This window comes from Streptomyces sp. NPDC018263, assembly GCF_055562575.1.
This window is the reverse complement of sequence record NZ_JBVHFA010000003.1, coordinates 370360-387998: the sequence shown is the minus strand read 5'-3', so window position 1 is coordinate 387998 and position 17639 is coordinate 370360. Positions and strand designations below refer to the sequence as shown.

Genomic DNA, 17639 nt, shown 5'->3' with positions numbered 1-17639 from the left:
TCGGCGCTCTCCCCTCGTCGGTGGCCGGGCCGGACGGCGCACGGGGCCGGTCCACCCTCGGTTGCCAAGAGGTTGCCACAGCTAGGCAACATCAGGCAACCTCTTGCCAAGCAGTTGGCCTGCACGTCGCGTTCCTGCGGTCACCCCGCACGTCGGCGGCGGACACCATTCAGCGACCGAAGGGGAAACATGTCCCGCGATCGATCTCTCGACATCGCCGTCACCGGCATCGCCGCCCGGTTCCCGGGCGCACCCGACCTCGCCGAGTGGTGGGACGCGGTGCTCGCCGGGCAGGTCCTCACCCGGCGCTACGAGCGGGCCGAACTGATCGACGCCGGAGTGGACCCCCGCCTGGTGGCGGACCCCGACCATGTACCGGTGCACGGTCATCTGGCCGACGCCGACCGGTTCGAGAACGCCCTGTTCCGGGTCAGCCCGCGCGAGGCCGAGATGATGGACCCGCAGCACCGGCTGATGCTGGAGACGGCCTGGGCCGCCCTGGAGGACGCGGGCTGCGCGCCCCGCTCCGCCGGACTGCCCACCACCGCCGTGTTCGCCACCGCCAGCAGCAGCGGATACCTGCGCAGCATGGTCGCCTCCGGCAAGCTCGACCCGCTCACGCTGGAAGACGCCCTGCACGGCACCGAGCCGGACTTCATGGCGAGCCTGATCTCCTACAAGCTCGGTCTGACCGGCCCGGCGATCGCGGTGCAGACCGCCTGCTCCTCCTCGCTCGTCGCGGTGCACCTCGCCGTGCAGGCGCTGCTGAGCGGCGACTGCGACCAGGCACTCGTGGTCGGCGCGGGCATCGCCCATCCCCAGCACGGGCACCTCCACGTGGCGGGCGGCATCCACTCCGCCACCGGGGACTGCCGGCCCTTCGACGCGGACGCGGACGGCGTCGTCTCCGGCTCCGGGGTCGCGGCCGTGGTGCTGCGCCGGCTCACCGACACCGAGGAGGAGCCCGGCCCCGACCCCTACGGCGTCCTGCTCGGCACCGCCGTGAACAACGACGGCTCCGGCAAGGCCGGTTACTACGCCCCCTCGGTCGACGGCCAGGAGAGCGTGATCCGTGCGGCGGTCACCGCGGCGGACGTCCCCGCCGACTCGATCGGCTACCTGGAGGCGCACGCCACCGGCACCCGCGTCGGCGACCCCATCGAGTGGGCCGCCGCCTCCGCGGCCTACGCGGGGCTCGGAGCCCCGGCGGACAGCATCGCCGTCGGCGCCCTGAAGGCCAACACCGGCCACCTCGACAACGCGGCGGGGGTGGCCTCACTGATCAAGACGCTGCTGGTGGTGAAGGAGGGCGTCATCCCGCCCGTGGCCGGCTTCCGGCGGCTCAACCCGCTGCTGGAGACCGAGGGTTCACCGCTGTACGTGCCGGACGCGCCCGTGGAGTGGACGGCGTCCGGGCCGCGCAGAGCCGGTGTCTCCTCCTTCGGCGTCGGCGGCACGAACGCGCACGTCATCGTCGAGCAGCCCCCCGTACGCCCGCCCCGGCCGGCCCGGGAGCCGCGCGAGGCGGGCGAGCTGCTCCTGCTCTCCGCCCAGGAGGACGCCGCGCTGGACCGCGCCGCGGCCCGCCTGGCCGCACACCTCGGACAGCCGTCCGCCCCGGCGCTCGACGACGTCGCGAGCACCCTCGTCCGGCGGGCCGCCCTGCCCGCGCGCCTCGCGGTGACCGCGCGGGACACCGCCGAGGCCGTCGAGCGCTTGCGGGCCGGCCGCCACGGCACCGTACGCGGGACCGCCGCCGGGGCACCGGCACCCGTCGTGCTGCTCTTCCCCGGTCAGGGAGCCCAGCGGCCCGGTATGGCCCTGCCCCTCAGGGCGGCCCTGCCCGGCTTCGGCGCCGCGCTGGAGGAGTGCCTGGCCGCCTTCCCGCAGGATGTCGCGGACGAGGTGCGCGCCGCCCTGCTGGACACCGGCTTCCCGGCCGAGCGGCTCGCCGCCACCTCGCTCGCCCAGCCGGCGCTGTTCGCGGTCGAGTACGCCGCCGCCCGAGCCCTGCGCGCGCTCGGCATCGGCCCGGTCGCGCTCGCCGGACACAGTCTTGGGGAGATCACCGCGATCGCCGTCGCGGGCGGCCTGGAACTCGCCGAGGCCGCCCGGCTGGTGGTGGCCCGCGGACGGGCCATGGCCGACTGCCCCGCGGGCGCGATGGCCGCCCTCGAATGCGACCCGGCCACCGCGCTGGCCCTGGCCGGGGAGTTCGGCTGCACTCTCGAACTCGCCGCGCACAACGCTCCCGAGAGCTGTGTGCTGGCCGGTGCCCGGGACGAGGTCGAGCGCTTCCTCGCCCGCGTCGGCGACCGTGTGCACGCCAGGCCGCTGCGCACCAGCCACGCCTTCCACTCGGCGCTGATCGAGCCGGCCCTGCCGGCGCTCGCGGCCGCGGCGGAGGGTCTCGCGCCGCGCCGCATCACGCTGCCGATCGCGGTGAACCGCACCGGCGACATCCTCCCGGCCGGCAGCACGCCCGTCGCCCGGGACTACGTCGACCAGGCGCGCGGGACCGTGCGGTTCGCGGACGCGCTGGCCGCACTGGCCCGTCGGCACCCCGGCGCGGTGGCGGTCGAGGTCGGCCCCGGCCGGGCCCTGTCGGCGATGGCGGCCGCGGCGGGCCTCACCCCCGTCCCGCTGAGCCCGGACCGCACCGAGCGCCCCGCCGAGGAGGTGCTGGCCGCGCTGGGCACGCTGTGGACCCTGGGCCAGCCGCTGTCCACCGGCGCCCTGTGCGCACACGGCGAGCCGGTGCACCTGCCCGGCTATCCCTTCGCCGGACCGCGCTGGATCGCCCCGGAAGCCGCCGCCCGCCCCGCCGCACCCCGACCCGAGGAGGCCGCCGTCCCGGCCGGCACGGTGGCCGGCGAGGCCGACGAGCGGGAGGGTGCTCCGGCCGACCCGGCACAGGTGCTGGCCGGACTCTGGGCCGACCTGCTCGGCCACGCGGAGCTGACCGACGGCTCGGACTTCTTCGCCCTCGGCGGGGACTCGCTGCTCACCACGCACCTGGCCCGCCGGATCAAGCTGGAGCTGGGGGTGAAGGTGCCCATCCGCGAGATGTTCCTCGCGCGTACCCTCGGCAGCCAGCGGGAGATCGTGCGGGGGCTGCTGGCGGAGCGGGACACCGCGCCCGTGGGCTGAGCCCCGCCACGACGACGGCGCCCCCGGAACCGATGGGTTCCGGGGGCGCCGTCGTGGGTCGTTCAGGTCCGGGACGCGCCGGCCAGCGCCTGCTCGACGAGCGCGTACGGCGGCTCGTCGATGAGGTAGAAGTGGCCGCCGCGCACGGTGTGTTCACGGAACGGGCCGCTGGTCAGCTCCGGCCACGGCCGCAGGTCGGCGTCCGCGTCCGCGTCTCCGACCACGGTCGTCACCGGGCAGGTCAGAAGCGGGCCCGGCTCCATGGCATAGCTGTGGAAGAGCCGGCCGTCGGCGCGGACGTACGGGATGACCAGCTCCTGGAAGAAGGGGTCGGCCGCCAGCTCGGGGTCGGTGCCGCCCATGGCCACCAGACGGGCGGCCACGGTCGCGTCGTCCTCGTCGTCGTCGGTGAAGGGTTCCGGCTCGGGCAGCGGCGCGTTGCGCGAGCCCGACGCGAAGAGATGCGCGACGTCGACACCGCGCCCCTGGAGGGAGCGCGCGGTCTCCAGGGCCACGGCCGCGCCCAGGCTGTGTCCGAAGAGGACCAGCGGCCGGTCCGCCAGCGGAAGCAGCGCCCGGGCGATGTCGTCGGCCAGGGCCCGCAGGTCCGTGGCGCAGGGTTCCGCGAGGCGTTCGGCCCGGCCGGGATACCGCACGGCGTGCACCGCGCAGCCGGGTACGGCCGCCCACTCCCGGAAGAAGGAGGCCGAACCCCCGGCGTGCGGAAAGCACACCAGCCGGTGGGTGGCGTCGGGACGGTCGGCGACGGTGTGCAGCCACAGCTCGTGCGTGGCGTCCGGGGCGGGGCTGGTCATGCGACATCCTCCTTGTCACGGCTGCGGCGGGCGCGCCGGGCGCTGACCCGGCGGGCCGCGGCCTCACGGCGGCCGGCCGCCGAGTCGTCGCGGCCGTCCTCGGCGCCGGCCGCGAGCAGGGCGGCCTGGGTGGTGACGGTCGTGTGCCGGAAGAGCGAGACCACCGACGGGCGCACGCCGGTACGGCTCTCCAGCGCGGTCTGGAGCTGGTACATGGTGAGCGAATGACCGCCCAGGTCAAAGAAGTTGACGTCCAGCGGCACCGAGGGGAGCTTCAGCACCTCCGCCCAGGCCGCGGCCACCTGGGCGGTGGTGTCCCCCTGTACGGCGGGGGCCTCGGGGGCGGCCACGGGGGGCCGCTCGGCCCGCTCGGCGAGCGCGGCGCGGTCCACCTTGCCGTTGACGGTCAGGGGGAACGCGTCCACGGCCAGCAGCCGCGCGGGGACCATGGCGTCCGGCAGCCGCCGGGCCAGCGCCTGCCGCAGCGCGGCCGGGTCGGTGCCCGGCTCGGTCCGGACGAAGCCGGTGAGCAGCGTGCGGCCGGCGTCGGGGACGACGGCGGCGTCCCGGACACCGGGCAGCCCGCGCAGTTCCTCCTCGACCGCGCCCAGTTCCACCCGGTGGCCCCGGATCTTCACCTGGTGGTCGCCGCGGCCGCGGAAGTCCAGGGTGCCGTCGGGGCGGCGGACGACCAGGTCCCCGGTGCGGTAGCGGCGGCCGCCCGGCCGGTGCGGGTCGGGCGAGAACGCCGCCGCGGTGGCCTCCGGCCGGCCGAAGTAGCCGCGCGCCACCTGCTCGCCGCCGATGTACAGCTCGCCCTCGGTGCCGTCCGGCACCGGCTCGCCCCGCTCGTCCAGCACGTACAGGGAGACACCGGGCACCGCTCGGCCGATGGTGACCGGGGCCGGTGCGGTGTAGCGCCGGTAACTGGCCCACACGGTGGCCTCGGTGGGGCCGTACTCGTTGACCAGCTCGGTGTCGCGCAGCAGGCGGAAGTGGCGGTCCAGCAGGGTCTGGGGCAGCGGTTCCCCGGCCATGATCACCGTGCGCAGCGAGCGCAGCGCCGCCGTGCCGGTGCGCTCGGCCGCGTCCAGCAGCACCGAGTAGAGCGAGGGCACGCAGAGCAGGCGGGTCGCCGCGTGCCGGTCGACGAGCCCCAGCAGCCGCTCGGGGTCCGTCACCTCCTCGGGCCGGGCGACCACCAGCGTGCCGCCCGTGGTGAGGGTGCCCCAGAGTCCGGCCACGGAGGAGTCGAAGGCGAGCGGCGAGACGAGCAGGAAGACACCGGGGTCCGGGTAGACCTCGGCACGCGCCGCGGTGGAGGCGGACAACTGGGCGTGCTCGACCAGGACACCCTTGGGCTCTCCGGTGGTGCCCGAGGTGTAGATCAGATAGGCGGGGTCGGCCGGGGAGGCGGCGCGGTCCGGACGGCTCCCCTCGGGCTCGTCGTCCTGGTCGCCGTCGTCCGGCTGCTCGGCGTCCTCGGCGCGGACCACGGGAACGTCCCCGCCGATCCGGTGTGCCAGGTCCGCCGTGACGACGACGGCGCTCACCCGCGCGTCGGCGAGCACGGCGGCGACCCGGTGGTCGGGGAGGGCCCGGTCCACCGGTACGTAGGCCGCGCCGGACTTCAGGATGCCCAGCGCCCCGGCCACCATCGCGGTGCCGGGCGCGGCCAGGACCGCCACCCGGTCCCCGCGGCCCACGCCGGCCGCCGCCAGCCGGGCCGCGACACGGGACGCCCAGGCGTCCAGGCCGCCGTAGCCGATGGTGGCGTCGCCGCTGCGCACGGCGGGGCGACGGGGGGTCAGGCGGGCGAAACGGGAGACGAGTTCGTGCACCGGCGGCCGGTGGGCCGTCGTCCCGGTGGCCGGGGGCGCCGCTGCGGCTTCGGTGAGGGACATGGGGAGAGTCCTTTGCTGTGAGCTGGGCGGGTGAGGGCGGAGGAGGGAGCCGCGTGGGCGGCGTCAGGCCGGCCGGCCGGGGCGCCGGTCGCGAAAGGCGAGCGGCAGCGTGGTGGCCAGGGTGAGGACACCGAGGGCGACCCAGTACAGCCGTCCCCGGCCGGCGTCGTGCAGGAGCAGGAAGAGCGAGCCGCCCGCCAGGGAGCCGAGCGAGTCACCGGCGGTCCGGCACACCTGGCGCAGGTGCATGACCTCCAGGCTGGAGCCGGTGCGCAGGGAGGCGAAGGCGGTGCTCATCATGGGTGCCCACACCATTTCGGCGAGGGCGAAGACGACCACCGCGAGGGCCGCGCCGAGCAGCTCGGGCGTTCCGAGGCCGAGCAGCAGCATGGCCGCCGCGAACAGCAGGTTGGCGTACCCCAGCAGGGTGAGCGGGGTGCGGCCGGCCTTCATGAGACGCCCGACGCCCGCCGTCACGACGGTCTGCAGCACCACGATGGAGACCGCGGGCACGGCCAGCAGGACCGAGCGCACGGCACCGGATTCGAAGTCCCGGCCGACGTACAGGGCGAACGCCGAGTAGAACTGCGCGTAGACGAAGGTGCCGAGGGTGCCGACCACGACCAGCCGCCACACGGCGGAGGTACGCACCACCTCGCGCAGCATCGCCCGGCTCAGCGGCCAGCTTCCGGAGGTGGGGGGCGGCCGGTGGCCGCGCGGGATGCCGGGGACCATCACGGCGCCGGCGAGCAGGTAGCACAGCGCGATCACGGTCATCAGCGGACGCGGATCGCCGCCCCCGTACAGCGCGTTGGCGAGGAACGGGCCGAGCATCGCACCGGCGTTCACAGCGATCTGGAACAGCGAGAAGATCCGGTGCCGGCCGATGTCGTCGCCCACCGCCTCGGCGATGAGCACACGGGAGACCGTGTAGTGCACGCTCACCCCGGTGCCCGCGAGGATCAGCAGCCCGCACAGCGCCCAGGGGAGCGTCGGGTAGGGCAGCGAGCCGAAGGCGAGGGCCGAGAGCAGCACACCGCCGACCATCCCGGTGCGGTAACCGACGCGGTGCAGCCACCGGTTGAGCACCAGGGCGGACAGTCCGGCCGACGCGGTGTAGCAGAACAGCCCGGTGCCCACCCAGCCGGTGCCCATGCCCGAGGTGCGGGCGGCCAGCAGCAGGCCGAGCACGGGAAAGACCGTGAACAGGCCGAGGCTGCCGAAGAAGTGGTCCAGGAAGAGCGCCGGCCGGAGATGCCGTGGCGCGCTGAGCGACGCGCCGGTCTGCTGCACGGCGGTCTGCTGGGTCATGGCGGTGCTCCTGACATCAACGGTAGGCAATGAGTTGCCAAGGTGGCGTTCAGGCCGAGCATGCAGATGAAGGGCTTGTTTTCAGCCTTGTTCGCTCACCGGCAGACCCTCCTGCGAGGCAAGCGTTGCCAACTGAGAAAGTAGCGTGACAACCTTTTGCCAATATTGTCAATCGTTCGCGTCCGGAACGACCCTCCAGGAGGCACCCATGGCCCACGGACAACGCACCGCCCCGTACGGGAGCTGGGTCTCCCCGATCGGCGCCGACGACGTCGCCGGCGGTGAGGCCCTGCCCGAGTGGGTGGACTTCGTCGGGAGCGAGGTCTGGTGGACCGAACCCCTGCCGGAGGACGGTGGCCGGGCCGCGCTGATGCGAGGCGGCCCGGACGGCCCGGTGGAGGCGCTGCCCGGCCGGTGGGACGTACGGACCCGGGTGATCGAGTACGGCGGCCGCCCGTGGCGGGCGGTCTCCGGCGACCCCGCCGACGGCGTCGTCTTCACCCACGGCCCCGACCAGCGGCTCCACCTCTGGCGGCCCGGCGCCGACCCGCTTCCCCTGACCCCGCCCGGGAGCTGGGCGGCGGAGCTGCGCTACGCGGACCCCACCGTGCGCGGCGACGAGGTCTGGTGCGTGCGCGAGACGGTGGCCGACGAGGCGGGCACCCGGGTCGTCCGGCACCTGGTCGCCGTACCGCTGGACGGGAGTGCCCGCGCCGACGCGGGCCGGGTGCGCGAACTGGCGGGCGGCCACCAGTTCCTGACCGGCCCCCGGATCGAGCCCGGCGGTGACCGGGTGGCCTGGATCGGCTGGAACCACCCCGATCTCCCCTGGGACGCCACCGAGTTGATGGTCGCGGACATCACACCGTCCGGTGAACTCGCCGAGGTGCGCGCCGTGCTCGGCGACCTCGCCGGTGCCGAACCCCGCCAGGCGGTCACCCAGGCGGAGTGGGCCGCCGACGGTTCCGGCGTCCTGTACGCGGTCACCGACCCGGACGGCTGGTGGAACGTCCACGCCGTCTCCCCCGACGGCACCGTGCGCAACCTGCGCCCCGCCGAGGAGGAGTTCGGCGACGCCCTGTGGCGCATCGGGCAGCGCTGGATCGTGCCGCTGCGCGACGGCACCCTCGCGGTGGTGCACGGCACCGGGGAGCGCCGGCTGGGCATCCTCTCCCCGGACGGCGCCCTGCGCGATCCGGAGGGATTCGTCGCGGCCGGCACCGAGTGGAGTTCGCCCGCCACCGACGGCCGCCTCCTCGCCGCGGTCTGCGCAGGTCCGCGCCGCCGCCGCACCGTCGTCGTCGCCGATCCGGCCGACGGCACCGTGACCGTGGTGCGGCCCCCCTCGGGGACCGAGTTCGACGCCTGGGCCCCGGCGCCGTACACCCGCGCCTTTCCCGGCGCGGACGGCCAGGAGGTGTACGCGCACCTCTACCCGCCCCACAGCCCCGACCACGCCGGACCGGACGACGAGCTGCCGCCGTGGCTGATCTTCGTGCACGGGGGTCCGACGAGCCGCAGCGCGCTGGTGCTCCGGCAGGACATCAACTTCTTCACCAGCCGCGGCATCGGCGTGGCCGACGTCCAGTACGGCGGCTCCTCCGGCTACGGCCGGGCCTATCGCGAACGGCTGCGCGGGAACTGGGGGCTCACCGACGTGCGGGACTGTGCCGCCGTGGCCCGCGGGCTGGTCGCCGAGGGGCTCGCGGACCCCGCGCGCCTCGCCATCCGGGGCGGCAGCGCCGGCGGCTGGACCGCCGCCGCGTCGCTGTGCGCCGAACCGGACCTGTACGGCGCGGCGGGCGTCTACTTCCCGCTGCTGGACCCGGTGACCTGGGCCGCCGGCGGGACCCACGACTTCGAGTCCCGCTACCTCGACAGCCTCATCGGCCCCTGGCCCGAGGCCGCGTCCCGCTACGAGGAGCGCTCCCCGCTTGCCGGGGCCGACCGGATCAAGGCGCCGTTCGTGCTGCTCCAGGGCATGGAGGACAAGGTGTGCCCGCCCGCGCAGAGCCGGCTGATGGCCGAGCGGCTCGCCGAGCGCAAAGTGGCGTGCGAGTACCTCACCTTCGAGGGCGAGGGCCACGGCTTCCGCAAGGCGGAGAACATCGTCACCGCGCTCCACGCCGAGCTGAGGCAGTACGGCGAGGCCCTCGGCTTCACCCCGGCGCTCTGACGGCACGCACACGGGTGCGCCCCGCCGAGCGGGTGCTCGGCGGGGCGCGGTGCCGTGCGGCGGGGGCCGCGGTGCGGGTGGGCCCGGTCAGTTCTCGGCGGCCTGCGATGTGAGCGACTGGGCCAGCAGCCGCCATGCCTCGGCGGCCAGGTCGATGTTGGCCTCGCGCTGGGTCTCCTCGGCGAGCTGCCGCAACTGCCGGACACCCTCGGTCGTCTCCCCGGAACCGATCATGAGCTGCGCCTCGAGGATGCGCAGCCGGATCAGGTCGCGGTGGGTGATGAGCAGCGGCTCCTTCCGCATCTCCTTGATGATCCGGAGCGCCTCCTCCGGCCTGCCCTGGTGCTGGGCCAGGTGGGCCTTGAGGGTGGCGAGCTCCTGGCGGGACACCTCGGTACCGACCAGCGCGACCGCCGGTTCCACCTCGGCCAGCAGCTCCGCGGCCCGTTCGACCAGCGGCGGGTGCGACTGCAGGGACAGCGAGGCCGCGGCGAGCCGCAGCCGGACCCACAGCAGCAGGTTCTCGTGGCTGGAGAGCCGGTCCAGGGCCTGCCCCAGCAGCTTCTGCGCGCCCTCGTAGTCCCCCTGGCGGACCCGTACCGTCGCGGAGGCCCAGTGGGCCTCAGCACCCAGCGCGTCCGCGCGGTGGCCCACCACTTCCAGCAGTTCCTCGCTGTGGGCGCGGGCGTCGGGCAGCCGGCCGGCCTCGGCCTCGCAGGAGATCAGGGCCAGCAGCGCCGCCCCGACCTCCTGGGCCGGCAGGTCGGCTTCCCGGCTGAGCCGGTACGCCTGCCCGGCGACGGCCAGCGCGGCGCTGACCTCTCCGAGGGAGCGCAGACAGCGGGCGAACTGCGTACGGGCGCGGCACCGCAGCTCGGGGATGTCGAGGTCGTCGGCGATGCGGACGGCCTCCTGAAGGTGACCGCGGGCCTCGTCGTGCCTGCCCTGCTGCAGCCGGCGCTGTGCCACCAGCCAGAAGCCGTGCCAGCGCAGCACCGGGTCCTCGACGCCGGAGTTCTCCAGCAGTTCGCTCAGCTCGTCGTTGAACTCCTCGCCGTTCGCGGAGGCGGCGATGGTGAGGGCCTGGAGGAAGGACTTCTTGCTCGGTTCCTCGAACGCGCCGCGGTCGATGCCGAGGCGCTCCGCCAGGTAGTCGACCGCCCGCTCGGTCGGCTTCCGGGCACCGGATTCCAGCCGCGAGAGATAGCCGGTGGACATGCCGTCCCCGGCGAGGGCGGACTGCGACAGGCCGCGTTCGGTCCTCAGTTGCCTGAGCCGACGGCCGAATTGGGGCTGCTGCACGCGAAATCCCAGCCATGTCGACGGATAGGGGGGTCGGGCCGGCGGCGAACGTGGGCAGCCCCCGCCTGTCTGCACGTCGTCCTGGGTCCGGCCTGACAAGGGAGAGCCTACTCCAGGCAGCCTGTTTGACAAAGCTATGCCTCTATTTCTCCAAGAATTAAGGGGTCTCAGCAGCGCGATCAAGATCAACGTGATCAATAGTTTGGCAACCCTTGCCAAACGGTTCGCCCGCTCGGTACGTTCCTTGGCAAGGCGGGGGGCCGATCCCCGCGTTCCGACCGCATTCCGAGTCATTCCGAGCCATTCCGAGTCATAAGGACAGTCATGCGCGCCATCAAGCACTCCGTCCGCTTCGTTACGTTCTGCGCGGTTTTCCTCGCCGCGGCCGCGGGCGTCACGCTCGACTCCATCGACTGGCCCGCCCCGCAGCCGACCCACGTGGCCGCGGCCGGTGCCGGTGAGGACGGCGGCATCGACTGGCCGTAAGGCGGGCCGTACCGAAAAAACCTTTCTTCGCACCGCACTGCTGACCGCCCGGTTTCAGAATCACGGGTTCCGCTTAGTTGCCAGCATTGCCTCAGATGTTGCCAAGGCTAGCCAAGCCTATCCACGCTTTGGCAACACCAGCTCAAGCGCCGAGGTTCCCTGAACAGAACGGAGCTGTTTTTCCGTGTCCGTGCAGACGCTTCACACACCCCGCCAGCAGTCTCGGCTGGACGACGAACGGAGGGCGCAGTTCGAACGGTCCGGCTTCCTCGTGCTGCCGGGGTTCCTCCCCGCCGGCCTGGTGGCCCGGCTCAAGCCCGAAGTGGACCGCTGGGTCGACACCGGCCTGCGGGCCCGGTCCATCGCCTCAGTGCTGGACCCCGCCACCCACGGAGTGCCGGAGGTCATGGAACTCGACCTGCCCGCACACGGTGAACTCCTCGCCCACCGGCCGCTGCTGAGAGTCATCGAGCAGCTCATGGGGCCCCGCTTCGCCTTCCACCACATGCACAGCGACCGGCACGCGCCCGACCTGCCCGGCAAGGCGTGGCACCACGACTACGAGCAGTGGGTGCAGTCGGAGCGCACCCACTCCATGGTCCACACGCTGCACTACCTCGACGGCATGGACCCGGACATGGCCGGTCTCGCGGTGCTGCCCGGCTCGCACCGGGAGATCGCGGAGAAGGACGCCCGCGGCCACCTGGGCACCGAGGAGCTGCCGGGCGAGGTCTACCTGGAGGAGCTGCCCCCCGGCTCCACCGTGATCGTCCACTCCGCGCTGTTCCACGCCCGCCGCGCGAAGCCGGGCTACCCCGGCCGCCCGCGCTACTTCGTCGACGCCTCGTACTGCCAGGCCGGGACCCTGTGGCCGCCGGTCAAGCCGTACTGGCGGGAGATGCTCGCCCGCGCCCGGCACCGGCGCCTCGGCGGTCCCGAGTGGCCCGACCTGTTCTCCGAGCGTCACTTCGGCGACTACGTGAAGCCCGAGTAGGGGGACGACGCATGCTGTACACGGGAATCTCCTGGCACGAGGGCGGCTACCGGCTCGCCGTGCTGGACGGTGACGGCCGGGACGTCCTGGCGCCCACCGACTTTCCGTCGCACCGTACCGGTGAGCTGGTCGGCAGGCTGCGGACGCTGACCGGACCGAACACCGTGGTGGTCGACAGCACCAACGGCACGCTGGACGGCCGGCTGATGGCCGCGGGCCTGCGCGTGCACCGCGCCGACGCGCGGCTGCTGCCCGAGCGCCCGCTGTTCGGCGCGGTCCCGGCGGAGGAACTGGCGCGGGCCGCCCTGCGCGACCGGGGCGACCTGGTGCGCCTTCAGCGCCACCGGGGCACGCAGACCGGCCGCGAGGGCGAACTCGCCGGCTGGATCGCCGGGGCGGCCGCCGCCGACCGCCAGATGATCGCGGCAGGACGCCTGTTCAGCCACGGCGACGGCGAGAGCCGCACGGTGGCCCTCACCTTCGACGACGGCCCCCTGCCGCCGTTCACCGGGCAGGTGCTCGACATCCTGGAGCGCTACGGCGTACCGGGCACGTTCTTCTGCTGCGGCATCCATGTGCGGGGATACGCCGGTGAACTGGTGCGGATGCGCGAGCAGGGGCACGCCATCGGCAACCACACCTGGTCGCACCCGTTCCTGCCGGAACTGACCGGGGCACAGCTCGCCGAGCAGATCGAGCGCACCGACGAGGTGATCGCCGACACCTGCGGAGGCGACGCACCCCGGCTGTTCCGGCCGCCCTACGGCTCACGCACCCCCGAAGTGCTCGGCCGCCTGGCCGAGTTCGACACCACCACCGTGCTGTGGGACGTCGCCCCGGACGACTGGGCGATGCGCGAGGCCGACGCCATCGCGCGGGACGTGCTGGCCGAGGTCCGGCCCGGCTCGGTCGTGCTGCTGCACGACGGCGGCGGTGACCGTTCGGCCACCGTGGCCTCGCTCCCGCCGATCATCGAGGGCCTGCTGGACCGCGGCTACACCTTCGTGCGCGCCGACGACATGCTCGACCGGGACCGCAGCGCACTGGCGGGCGCCGTATGAGGAACTGGGCCGGCACCATCGACTTCGGCGCGGCCAGGATCGTCCGCCCGGAGACCGTCGACGCCCTGCGCCGGGCCGTCGCGGAGAGCGAACGGGTCCGGGCCACCGGCACCTGCCACTCCTTCAGCGGCGTACTGTCCCCGGCGAGCACCGTCGTACGGCTCGACGGGCTTCCCCGGGCGGTCGACGTCGACCCGGACGCCCGCACCGTCACCGTCTCCGCGGGGCTGCGCTACGCCGAAGTGGCGGACGCGCTGCACCGTGAGGGCTTCGCCCTGGCCAACCTGGCCTCGCTGCCCGACATCACCGTCGCGGGCGCCGTCGCCACCGGGACCCACGGCTCCGGTGACACGGTCGGCAGCCTCGCCGCCGCGGTCACCGGCCTGGAGCTGGTCGGACCCGACGGCGACCTGGTGCGGCTGCGCCGCGACGTGGACCGCGACACCCTCTCCGGGTCCGTGGTGTCCCTCGGCGCACTCGGCGTGATCGTCAGGGTGACCCTGGAGATCGAGCCGTCCTTCGAGGTGGCCCAGTCGGTCCGGGTCGGGGTGCCGCTGGAGGCGGTGGCGGACCGGTTCGACGAGGTCTTCGGGGCCGCCTACAGCGTGAGCGTGTTCACCACCTGGCAGGGCGAGGCGAACCTGTGGCTGAAGCGGCGTACCGACCGCCCCGCCCCCGAACCCGCCCTCGGCACCCGGGCGGACGCCCCGCTGAACCCGGTACCGGGGACGGACCCGGCGCCCTGCACCGCCCAGCTCGGAGTGCCCGGACCCTGGCACGAGCGGCTCCCGCACATCCGCACCGGGACCGCGCCCCTGCTCGGGGACGAGCTGCAGTCCGAGTACTTCCTGCCGCGCTCCGCCGCGCCGGCCGCGTTCGCGGCGCTGCGCGCGCTGGGCGGGGCCCTCGCCCCCGTGCTGCAGGTCGGCGAGGTACGGACCGTGCGCGGCGACGACCTGTGGCTGAGCCCGGCGTACGGACAGGACTCGGTGGCCTTCCACTTCACCTGGGTCAAGGACCCGGACCGGGTGGCCCCGGTGATCGCCGCCGTGGAGGAGGCGCTGGTGCCGCTGGGCGCCAGGCCGCACTGGGCCAAGCTCACGGCGATGGCCGCCCCGGCGATCCTCGCCCGCTATCCCCGGGCGGCGGACTTCGGCGAGCTGCGGCACAAGGCCGACCCGGGCGGCAAGTTCGGCAACGACGTCGTCGACGCGCTGTTCCCGCGGCGCGACCAACCTCAGCGCGACCACCCGCAGCGCGACCAAGGGGCATGACATGGAGAAGCGACCACTGGGCAGGACCGGGCGGAAGGTGTCCGTCGTCGGTCTGGGCACCTGGCAGTTCGGCGACGGCTGGAGCCACGTACAGGAGGGCGACGCCCGCTCCATCCTGGAGACGGCCGTGGAGAGCGGCGTCGACCTCATCGACACCGCCGACGTGTACGGCGACGGCCGCAGCGAGCGGATCATCGGCGGCTTCCTCCGGGACTTCCGTACCTCGCCCGGCGAACGCCCCACCGTGGCGACCAAGTTCGGCCGGCGGGGCCCGCAGGAACCGGCGGCCTTCACCCTGGACAACCTCCGGGCCTGGGCGGACCGTTCGCGGGAGAACCTCGGGATGGGCACGCTCGACCTGGTGCAGCTCCACACCCCGCCGGACTCCGTGTTCGCCTCCGACGCCGTCTTCGACGCCCTGGACACGCTCGTCGACGAGGGCCGGATCGCGTCGTACGGCGTGAGCGTGGAGACCTGCGACCAGGCGCTGTCCGCGCTCGCCCGGCCCCACGTGGCGTCCCTGCAGATCATCCTGAACGTCTTCCGGCGCAAGCCGCTGGACCGGGTGCTGCCGGCCGCCCGGGAGGCGGGTGTCGGGGTGATCGCCCGGGTGCCGCTGGCCTCCGGGCTGCTGTCCGGGAAGTTCCGCGAGGACACCGTGTTCCCGGCCGAGGACCACCGCGCGTACAACCGGCACGGCGAGCAGTTCGACGTGGGCGAGACCTTCTCCGGGGTCGACTACGCCACCGGTGTCGCGGCCGCCGCCGAGTTCACCGGCCTGGCGCCCGAGGGGATCACCCCCGCGCAGCTCGCCCTGCGCTGGGTCACCCAGCAGGACGGCGTCACCACCGTGATCCCGGGCGCCAGTTCGGTCGCCCAGGCCCGCGCGAACGCGGCCGCCGGCTCCCTGGACCCGCTGCCGCAACCGCTCCTGGACCAGCTCCGTGAGCTGTACGACCGGCGCTTCCGCGCCCAGGTGCACCACCGCTGGTGACCACGGCCGCCCACCCGCCCCCGCCCACGCCCGCATCCCCTGGAGCAGTCCGATGAAGATCGCAGGAGAGACCGTCCTCGTCACCGGTGCCACCGGGGGCGTCGGACGCGTCCTCGCCCGGCGCCTGGCGCGGGCGGGCGCCGGGCTGGTTCTCACCGGCCGCGACGCCGACGCGCTGCGGGAGCTGGCCGAGCCGCTCGGTGCCCGCTGGATCGCCGCCGACCTGGCGGACCCGCGCCAGGTCACCGAGCTGGCGGACGCCTGCCCGGACGTGCGGGTCCTGGTGGCCAACGCGGCGCTGCCCGCCAGCGGTGACCTGCTGGAGTACACGCCCGGCCAGATCGAGCGGGCGCTGGCCGTGAACCTGGGCTCCGTCGCGCTGCTGGCCCGGCTGCTCGTGCCGGCGATGACCGGGGACGGCCGCGGCCACCTGGCGTTCGTGGGCTCGATGTCGGGCAAGGCGGCCACTCCGTCCTCCTCGCTGTACACCGCCTCCAAGTTCGGACTGCGCGGGTTCGCCCACGCCCTGCGGCTGGACCTGCGCCCGGCCGGCGTCGGGGTCTCGCTCATCCAGCCGGGCTTCGTCAGCGAGGCCGGCATGTTCGCCCGCACCGGGGCCCCGCTGCCGCGCGGGGCGCGTCCCGTCACCCCGGACCAGGTGGCGGAGGCGGTGCTCCGGGCCGTCGAGGGCGACCGGGCCGAAGTCAACATCGCACCGCTCGGTCTCCGGCTGAAGTGCGCCCTGGCCGTGCAGTTCCCGTCCGTGTCGGCCTGGCTCCAGCGGCGGGCCGCCCCCGACGACAGCGGCCGGCTGATCGTCGAGGCACAGCGCGCCCTCCGCTGACCGTCCGGCCGCCGGTTCCGCCATGCCACCCACGAGGAGTGACCACGTGAAGGAAAGTGTTCTTGTCATCGGCTCGGGATACCGGCACTTCCGCGAGTACGCGCTGCGCGGTCTCGCGGAGGCGTTCTCCGTCGTGCTGATCGGCCCCTCCCCGCTGGACTGGCAGTTGCCGTACCTGGCCGACCACCGTCAGGCGGACGTCCACGACGAGGCCGCGCTGCTCACAGCCGCCGGGGAACTGGCGGTCGGCCGCCGGATCACCGGCGTCGTCACCTGGGAGGAGTCCCTGCTGACACCCGTCGCCGAGCTGGCCGCGCGGCTCGCGGTGCCCGCCATGCCGGTGGAGTCCGCGCGGGCCTGCCGGGACAAGGCACGCCAGCGGGACCGCTTCCGGGCGGCGGGGGTCCCCTCCGCCCGGTTCGCCCTGGTGGGCTCGGCGGCGGAGGCGGTGGGCGCGGCCGCGGACATCGGCTATCCCGTCGTGCTCAAGCCGCGGGGCCGCGCGGCCAGTGTCGGGGTGACGGTCGTGCGCTCCGAGGACGAACTGCTCCGGGCGTTCGCCGCGGTGCGGGACTCCGAGAGCCCCTCCATCGACGACGGGCTCGTCCTCGTGGAGGAGTTCCTGACCGGTCCCGAGATCGCCGTCGACAGTTGGGTGCTCGACGGCCGGGTCGAGCCCTTCTCGGTCGCCGCGAAGCGCACCGGCTACCCGCCGTACTTCGAGGAGGTCGCCCATGTCGTCGGGCGGGTGCTCGACGCCGGTACCGAGGCGCGGGTCCGCGAGGTGGTGATCGCCGCCAACCTGGCGCTCGGCACCGACCGCACGATCACCCACACCGAGCTGATGCTCACCCCGGACGGCCCGAAGGTGGTGGAGGTCAACGGACGCCTCGGCGGCGACCTCATTCCGCGTCTGGCCGAACTCGCCGCGCCGGGGCTGTCCATCGGCCGCGTCCTGGGCGCCGTCGCCACGGGACGCGTCCCCGGCCCGATCGCCGGGCCGGACCGTCTGGTCGGCATCCGGTTCCTGTACCCCGAGGCCGACCTCACCTTCGACGACATCGAGGCACCGGCCGCCCTCGTCGGCGAGCCGTGGGTGCACGAGGTGCGCACGGTCAGCGACCCCGGCACCGAACTGCGCCTGCCGCCCCGCCAGTTCCTGGGCCGGGCCGGCTATGTGATCGCCACCGGCGGCGACGTCGCGGAGATCGACGCGCGCCTGCTCAAGCTGGCCGAGGCCACCGTCGTACGGGGTGAGCCGCTTCCCGTCTGAGGGCCGCGCCCGGCGCCCCCAGACCGTCTTCTTCTCTCGTCTTCTCTCTCGTCCC

13 protein-coding genes are annotated in these 17639 nt (G+C 74.1%); 9 read left to right on the top strand and 4 right to left on the bottom strand.

Annotation, left to right across the window (positions count from 1 at the left end):
* Positions 1-189 precede the first annotated feature (189 nt).
* A complete protein-coding gene (locus tag ACZ3HQ_RS10900) occupies positions 190-3150 on the top strand; it encodes a type I polyketide synthase (RefSeq protein ID WP_467509505.1) in 2961 nt (986 codons plus the stop codon).
* A gap of 62 nt (positions 3151-3212) precedes the next feature.
* Here ACZ3HQ_RS10900 and ACZ3HQ_RS10895 read toward each other — a convergent pair whose 3' ends face one another.
* The 3 genes from ACZ3HQ_RS10895 to ACZ3HQ_RS10885 all read right to left on the bottom strand — a co-directional run bounded on the left by ACZ3HQ_RS10895 (position 3213) and on the right by ACZ3HQ_RS10885 (position 7180).
* Positions 3213-3965 (bottom strand): thioesterase II family protein, encoded by a 753-nt coding sequence (locus ACZ3HQ_RS10895; protein WP_467509503.1) that lies wholly within the window; start codon positions 3963-3965, stop codon positions 3213-3215.
* Entirely contained in the window at positions 3962-5869 is a 1908-nt protein-coding gene (locus ACZ3HQ_RS10890) for a non-ribosomal peptide synthetase (RefSeq protein WP_467509501.1), read from the bottom strand. The genes ACZ3HQ_RS10895 and ACZ3HQ_RS10890 overlap by 4 nt, the downstream gene beginning before the upstream one ends.
* Before the next feature lie 63 nt (positions 5870-5932).
* Positions 5933-7180 (bottom strand): MFS transporter, encoded by a 1248-nt coding sequence (locus ACZ3HQ_RS10885; protein ID WP_467509499.1) that lies wholly within the window; start codon positions 7178-7180, stop codon positions 5933-5935.
* Positions 7181-7388: 208 nt separating this feature from the next.
* Between ACZ3HQ_RS10885 and ACZ3HQ_RS10880 the strand changes: the two genes are divergently transcribed.
* On the top strand, positions 7389-9356 hold the full coding sequence (locus tag ACZ3HQ_RS10880) for an alpha/beta hydrolase family protein (protein ID WP_467509497.1): 1968 nt from the start codon (positions 7389-7391) through the stop codon (positions 9354-9356).
* Positions 9357-9443: 87 nt separating this feature from the next.
* On the opposite strand, the gene ACZ3HQ_RS10875 is transcribed toward ACZ3HQ_RS10880, so the two are convergent.
* Positions 9444-10658, bottom strand: coding sequence for a helix-turn-helix domain-containing protein (locus tag ACZ3HQ_RS10875; protein WP_467509495.1), 1215 nt, complete (start codon positions 10656-10658; stop codon positions 9444-9446).
* A 324-nt stretch (positions 10659-10982) separates the two neighbouring features.
* Between ACZ3HQ_RS10875 and ACZ3HQ_RS10870 the strand changes: the two genes are divergently transcribed.
* The 7 genes from ACZ3HQ_RS10870 (at position 10983) to ACZ3HQ_RS10840 (ending at position 17584) form a co-directional block, all read left to right on the top strand.
* Positions 10983-11144 carry a hypothetical protein gene (locus tag ACZ3HQ_RS10870; protein ID WP_467509493.1) on the top strand — a complete coding sequence of 54 codons (162 nt, stop codon included), beginning with the start codon at positions 10983-10985 and terminating at the stop codon, positions 11142-11144.
* 184 nt (positions 11145-11328) lie between these two features.
* Positions 11329-12138, top strand: a complete 810-nt coding sequence (locus ACZ3HQ_RS10865) for a phytanoyl-CoA dioxygenase family protein (protein ID WP_467509491.1) — start codon at positions 11329-11331, stop codon at positions 12136-12138.
* A gap of 11 nt (positions 12139-12149) precedes the next feature.
* Positions 12150-13199: a polysaccharide deacetylase family protein gene (locus ACZ3HQ_RS10860; RefSeq protein ID WP_467509489.1), complete on the top strand. Its 1050-nt coding sequence runs from the start codon at positions 12150-12152 to the stop codon at positions 13197-13199.
* On the top strand, positions 13196-14473 hold the full coding sequence (locus ACZ3HQ_RS10855) for an FAD-binding protein (protein ID WP_467509487.1): 1278 nt from the start codon (positions 13196-13198) through the stop codon (positions 14471-14473). Before ACZ3HQ_RS10860 ends, ACZ3HQ_RS10855 begins: the two co-directional genes overlap by 4 nt.
* Position 14474: 1 nt before the next feature.
* Positions 14475-15467: an aldo/keto reductase gene (locus tag ACZ3HQ_RS10850; RefSeq protein ID WP_467509485.1), complete on the top strand. Its 993-nt coding sequence runs from the start codon at positions 14475-14477 to the stop codon at positions 15465-15467.
* A 52-nt stretch (positions 15468-15519) separates the two neighbouring features.
* Positions 15520-16311 (top strand): SDR family NAD(P)-dependent oxidoreductase, encoded by a 792-nt coding sequence (locus ACZ3HQ_RS10845; RefSeq protein ID WP_467509483.1) that lies wholly within the window; start codon positions 15520-15522, stop codon positions 16309-16311.
* 46 nt (positions 16312-16357) lie between these two features.
* The gene (locus tag ACZ3HQ_RS10840; RefSeq protein ID WP_467509481.1) at positions 16358-17584 is read left to right on the top strand and encodes an ATP-grasp domain-containing protein; all 1227 of its coding nucleotides are present in this window, start codon (positions 16358-16360) and stop codon (positions 17582-17584) included.
* Positions 17585-17639: the final 55 nt, after the last annotated feature.

Excerpts from the sequence above, each read along its gene's own strand:
- ACZ3HQ_RS10900 (WP_467509505.1), top strand. The coding sequence starts at position 190 with ATGTCCCGCGATCGATCTCTCGACATCGCCGTCACCGGCATCGCCGCC.
- ACZ3HQ_RS10895 (WP_467509503.1), bottom strand. The coding sequence starts at position 3,965 with ATGACCAGCCCCGCCCCGGACGCCACGCACGAGCTGTGGCTGCACACC.
- ACZ3HQ_RS10890 (WP_467509501.1), bottom strand. The coding sequence starts at position 5,869 with ATGTCCCTCACCGAAGCCGCAGCGGCGCCCCCGGCCACCGGGACGACG.
- ACZ3HQ_RS10885 (WP_467509499.1), bottom strand. The coding sequence starts at position 7,180 with ATGACCCAGCAGACCGCCGTGCAGCAGACCGGCGCGTCGCTCAGCGCG.
- ACZ3HQ_RS10880 (WP_467509497.1), top strand. The coding sequence starts at position 7,389 with ATGGCCCACGGACAACGCACCGCCCCGTACGGGAGCTGGGTCTCCCCG.
- ACZ3HQ_RS10870 (WP_467509493.1), top strand. The coding sequence starts at position 10,983 with ATGCGCGCCATCAAGCACTCCGTCCGCTTCGTTACGTTCTGCGCGGTT.
- ACZ3HQ_RS10860 (WP_467509489.1), top strand. The coding sequence starts at position 12,150 with ATGCTGTACACGGGAATCTCCTGGCACGAGGGCGGCTACCGGCTCGCC.
- ACZ3HQ_RS10855 (WP_467509487.1), top strand. The coding sequence starts at position 13,196 with ATGAGGAACTGGGCCGGCACCATCGACTTCGGCGCGGCCAGGATCGTC.
- ACZ3HQ_RS10850 (WP_467509485.1), top strand. The coding sequence starts at position 14,475 with ATGGAGAAGCGACCACTGGGCAGGACCGGGCGGAAGGTGTCCGTCGTC.
- ACZ3HQ_RS10845 (WP_467509483.1), top strand. The coding sequence starts at position 15,520 with ATGAAGATCGCAGGAGAGACCGTCCTCGTCACCGGTGCCACCGGGGGC.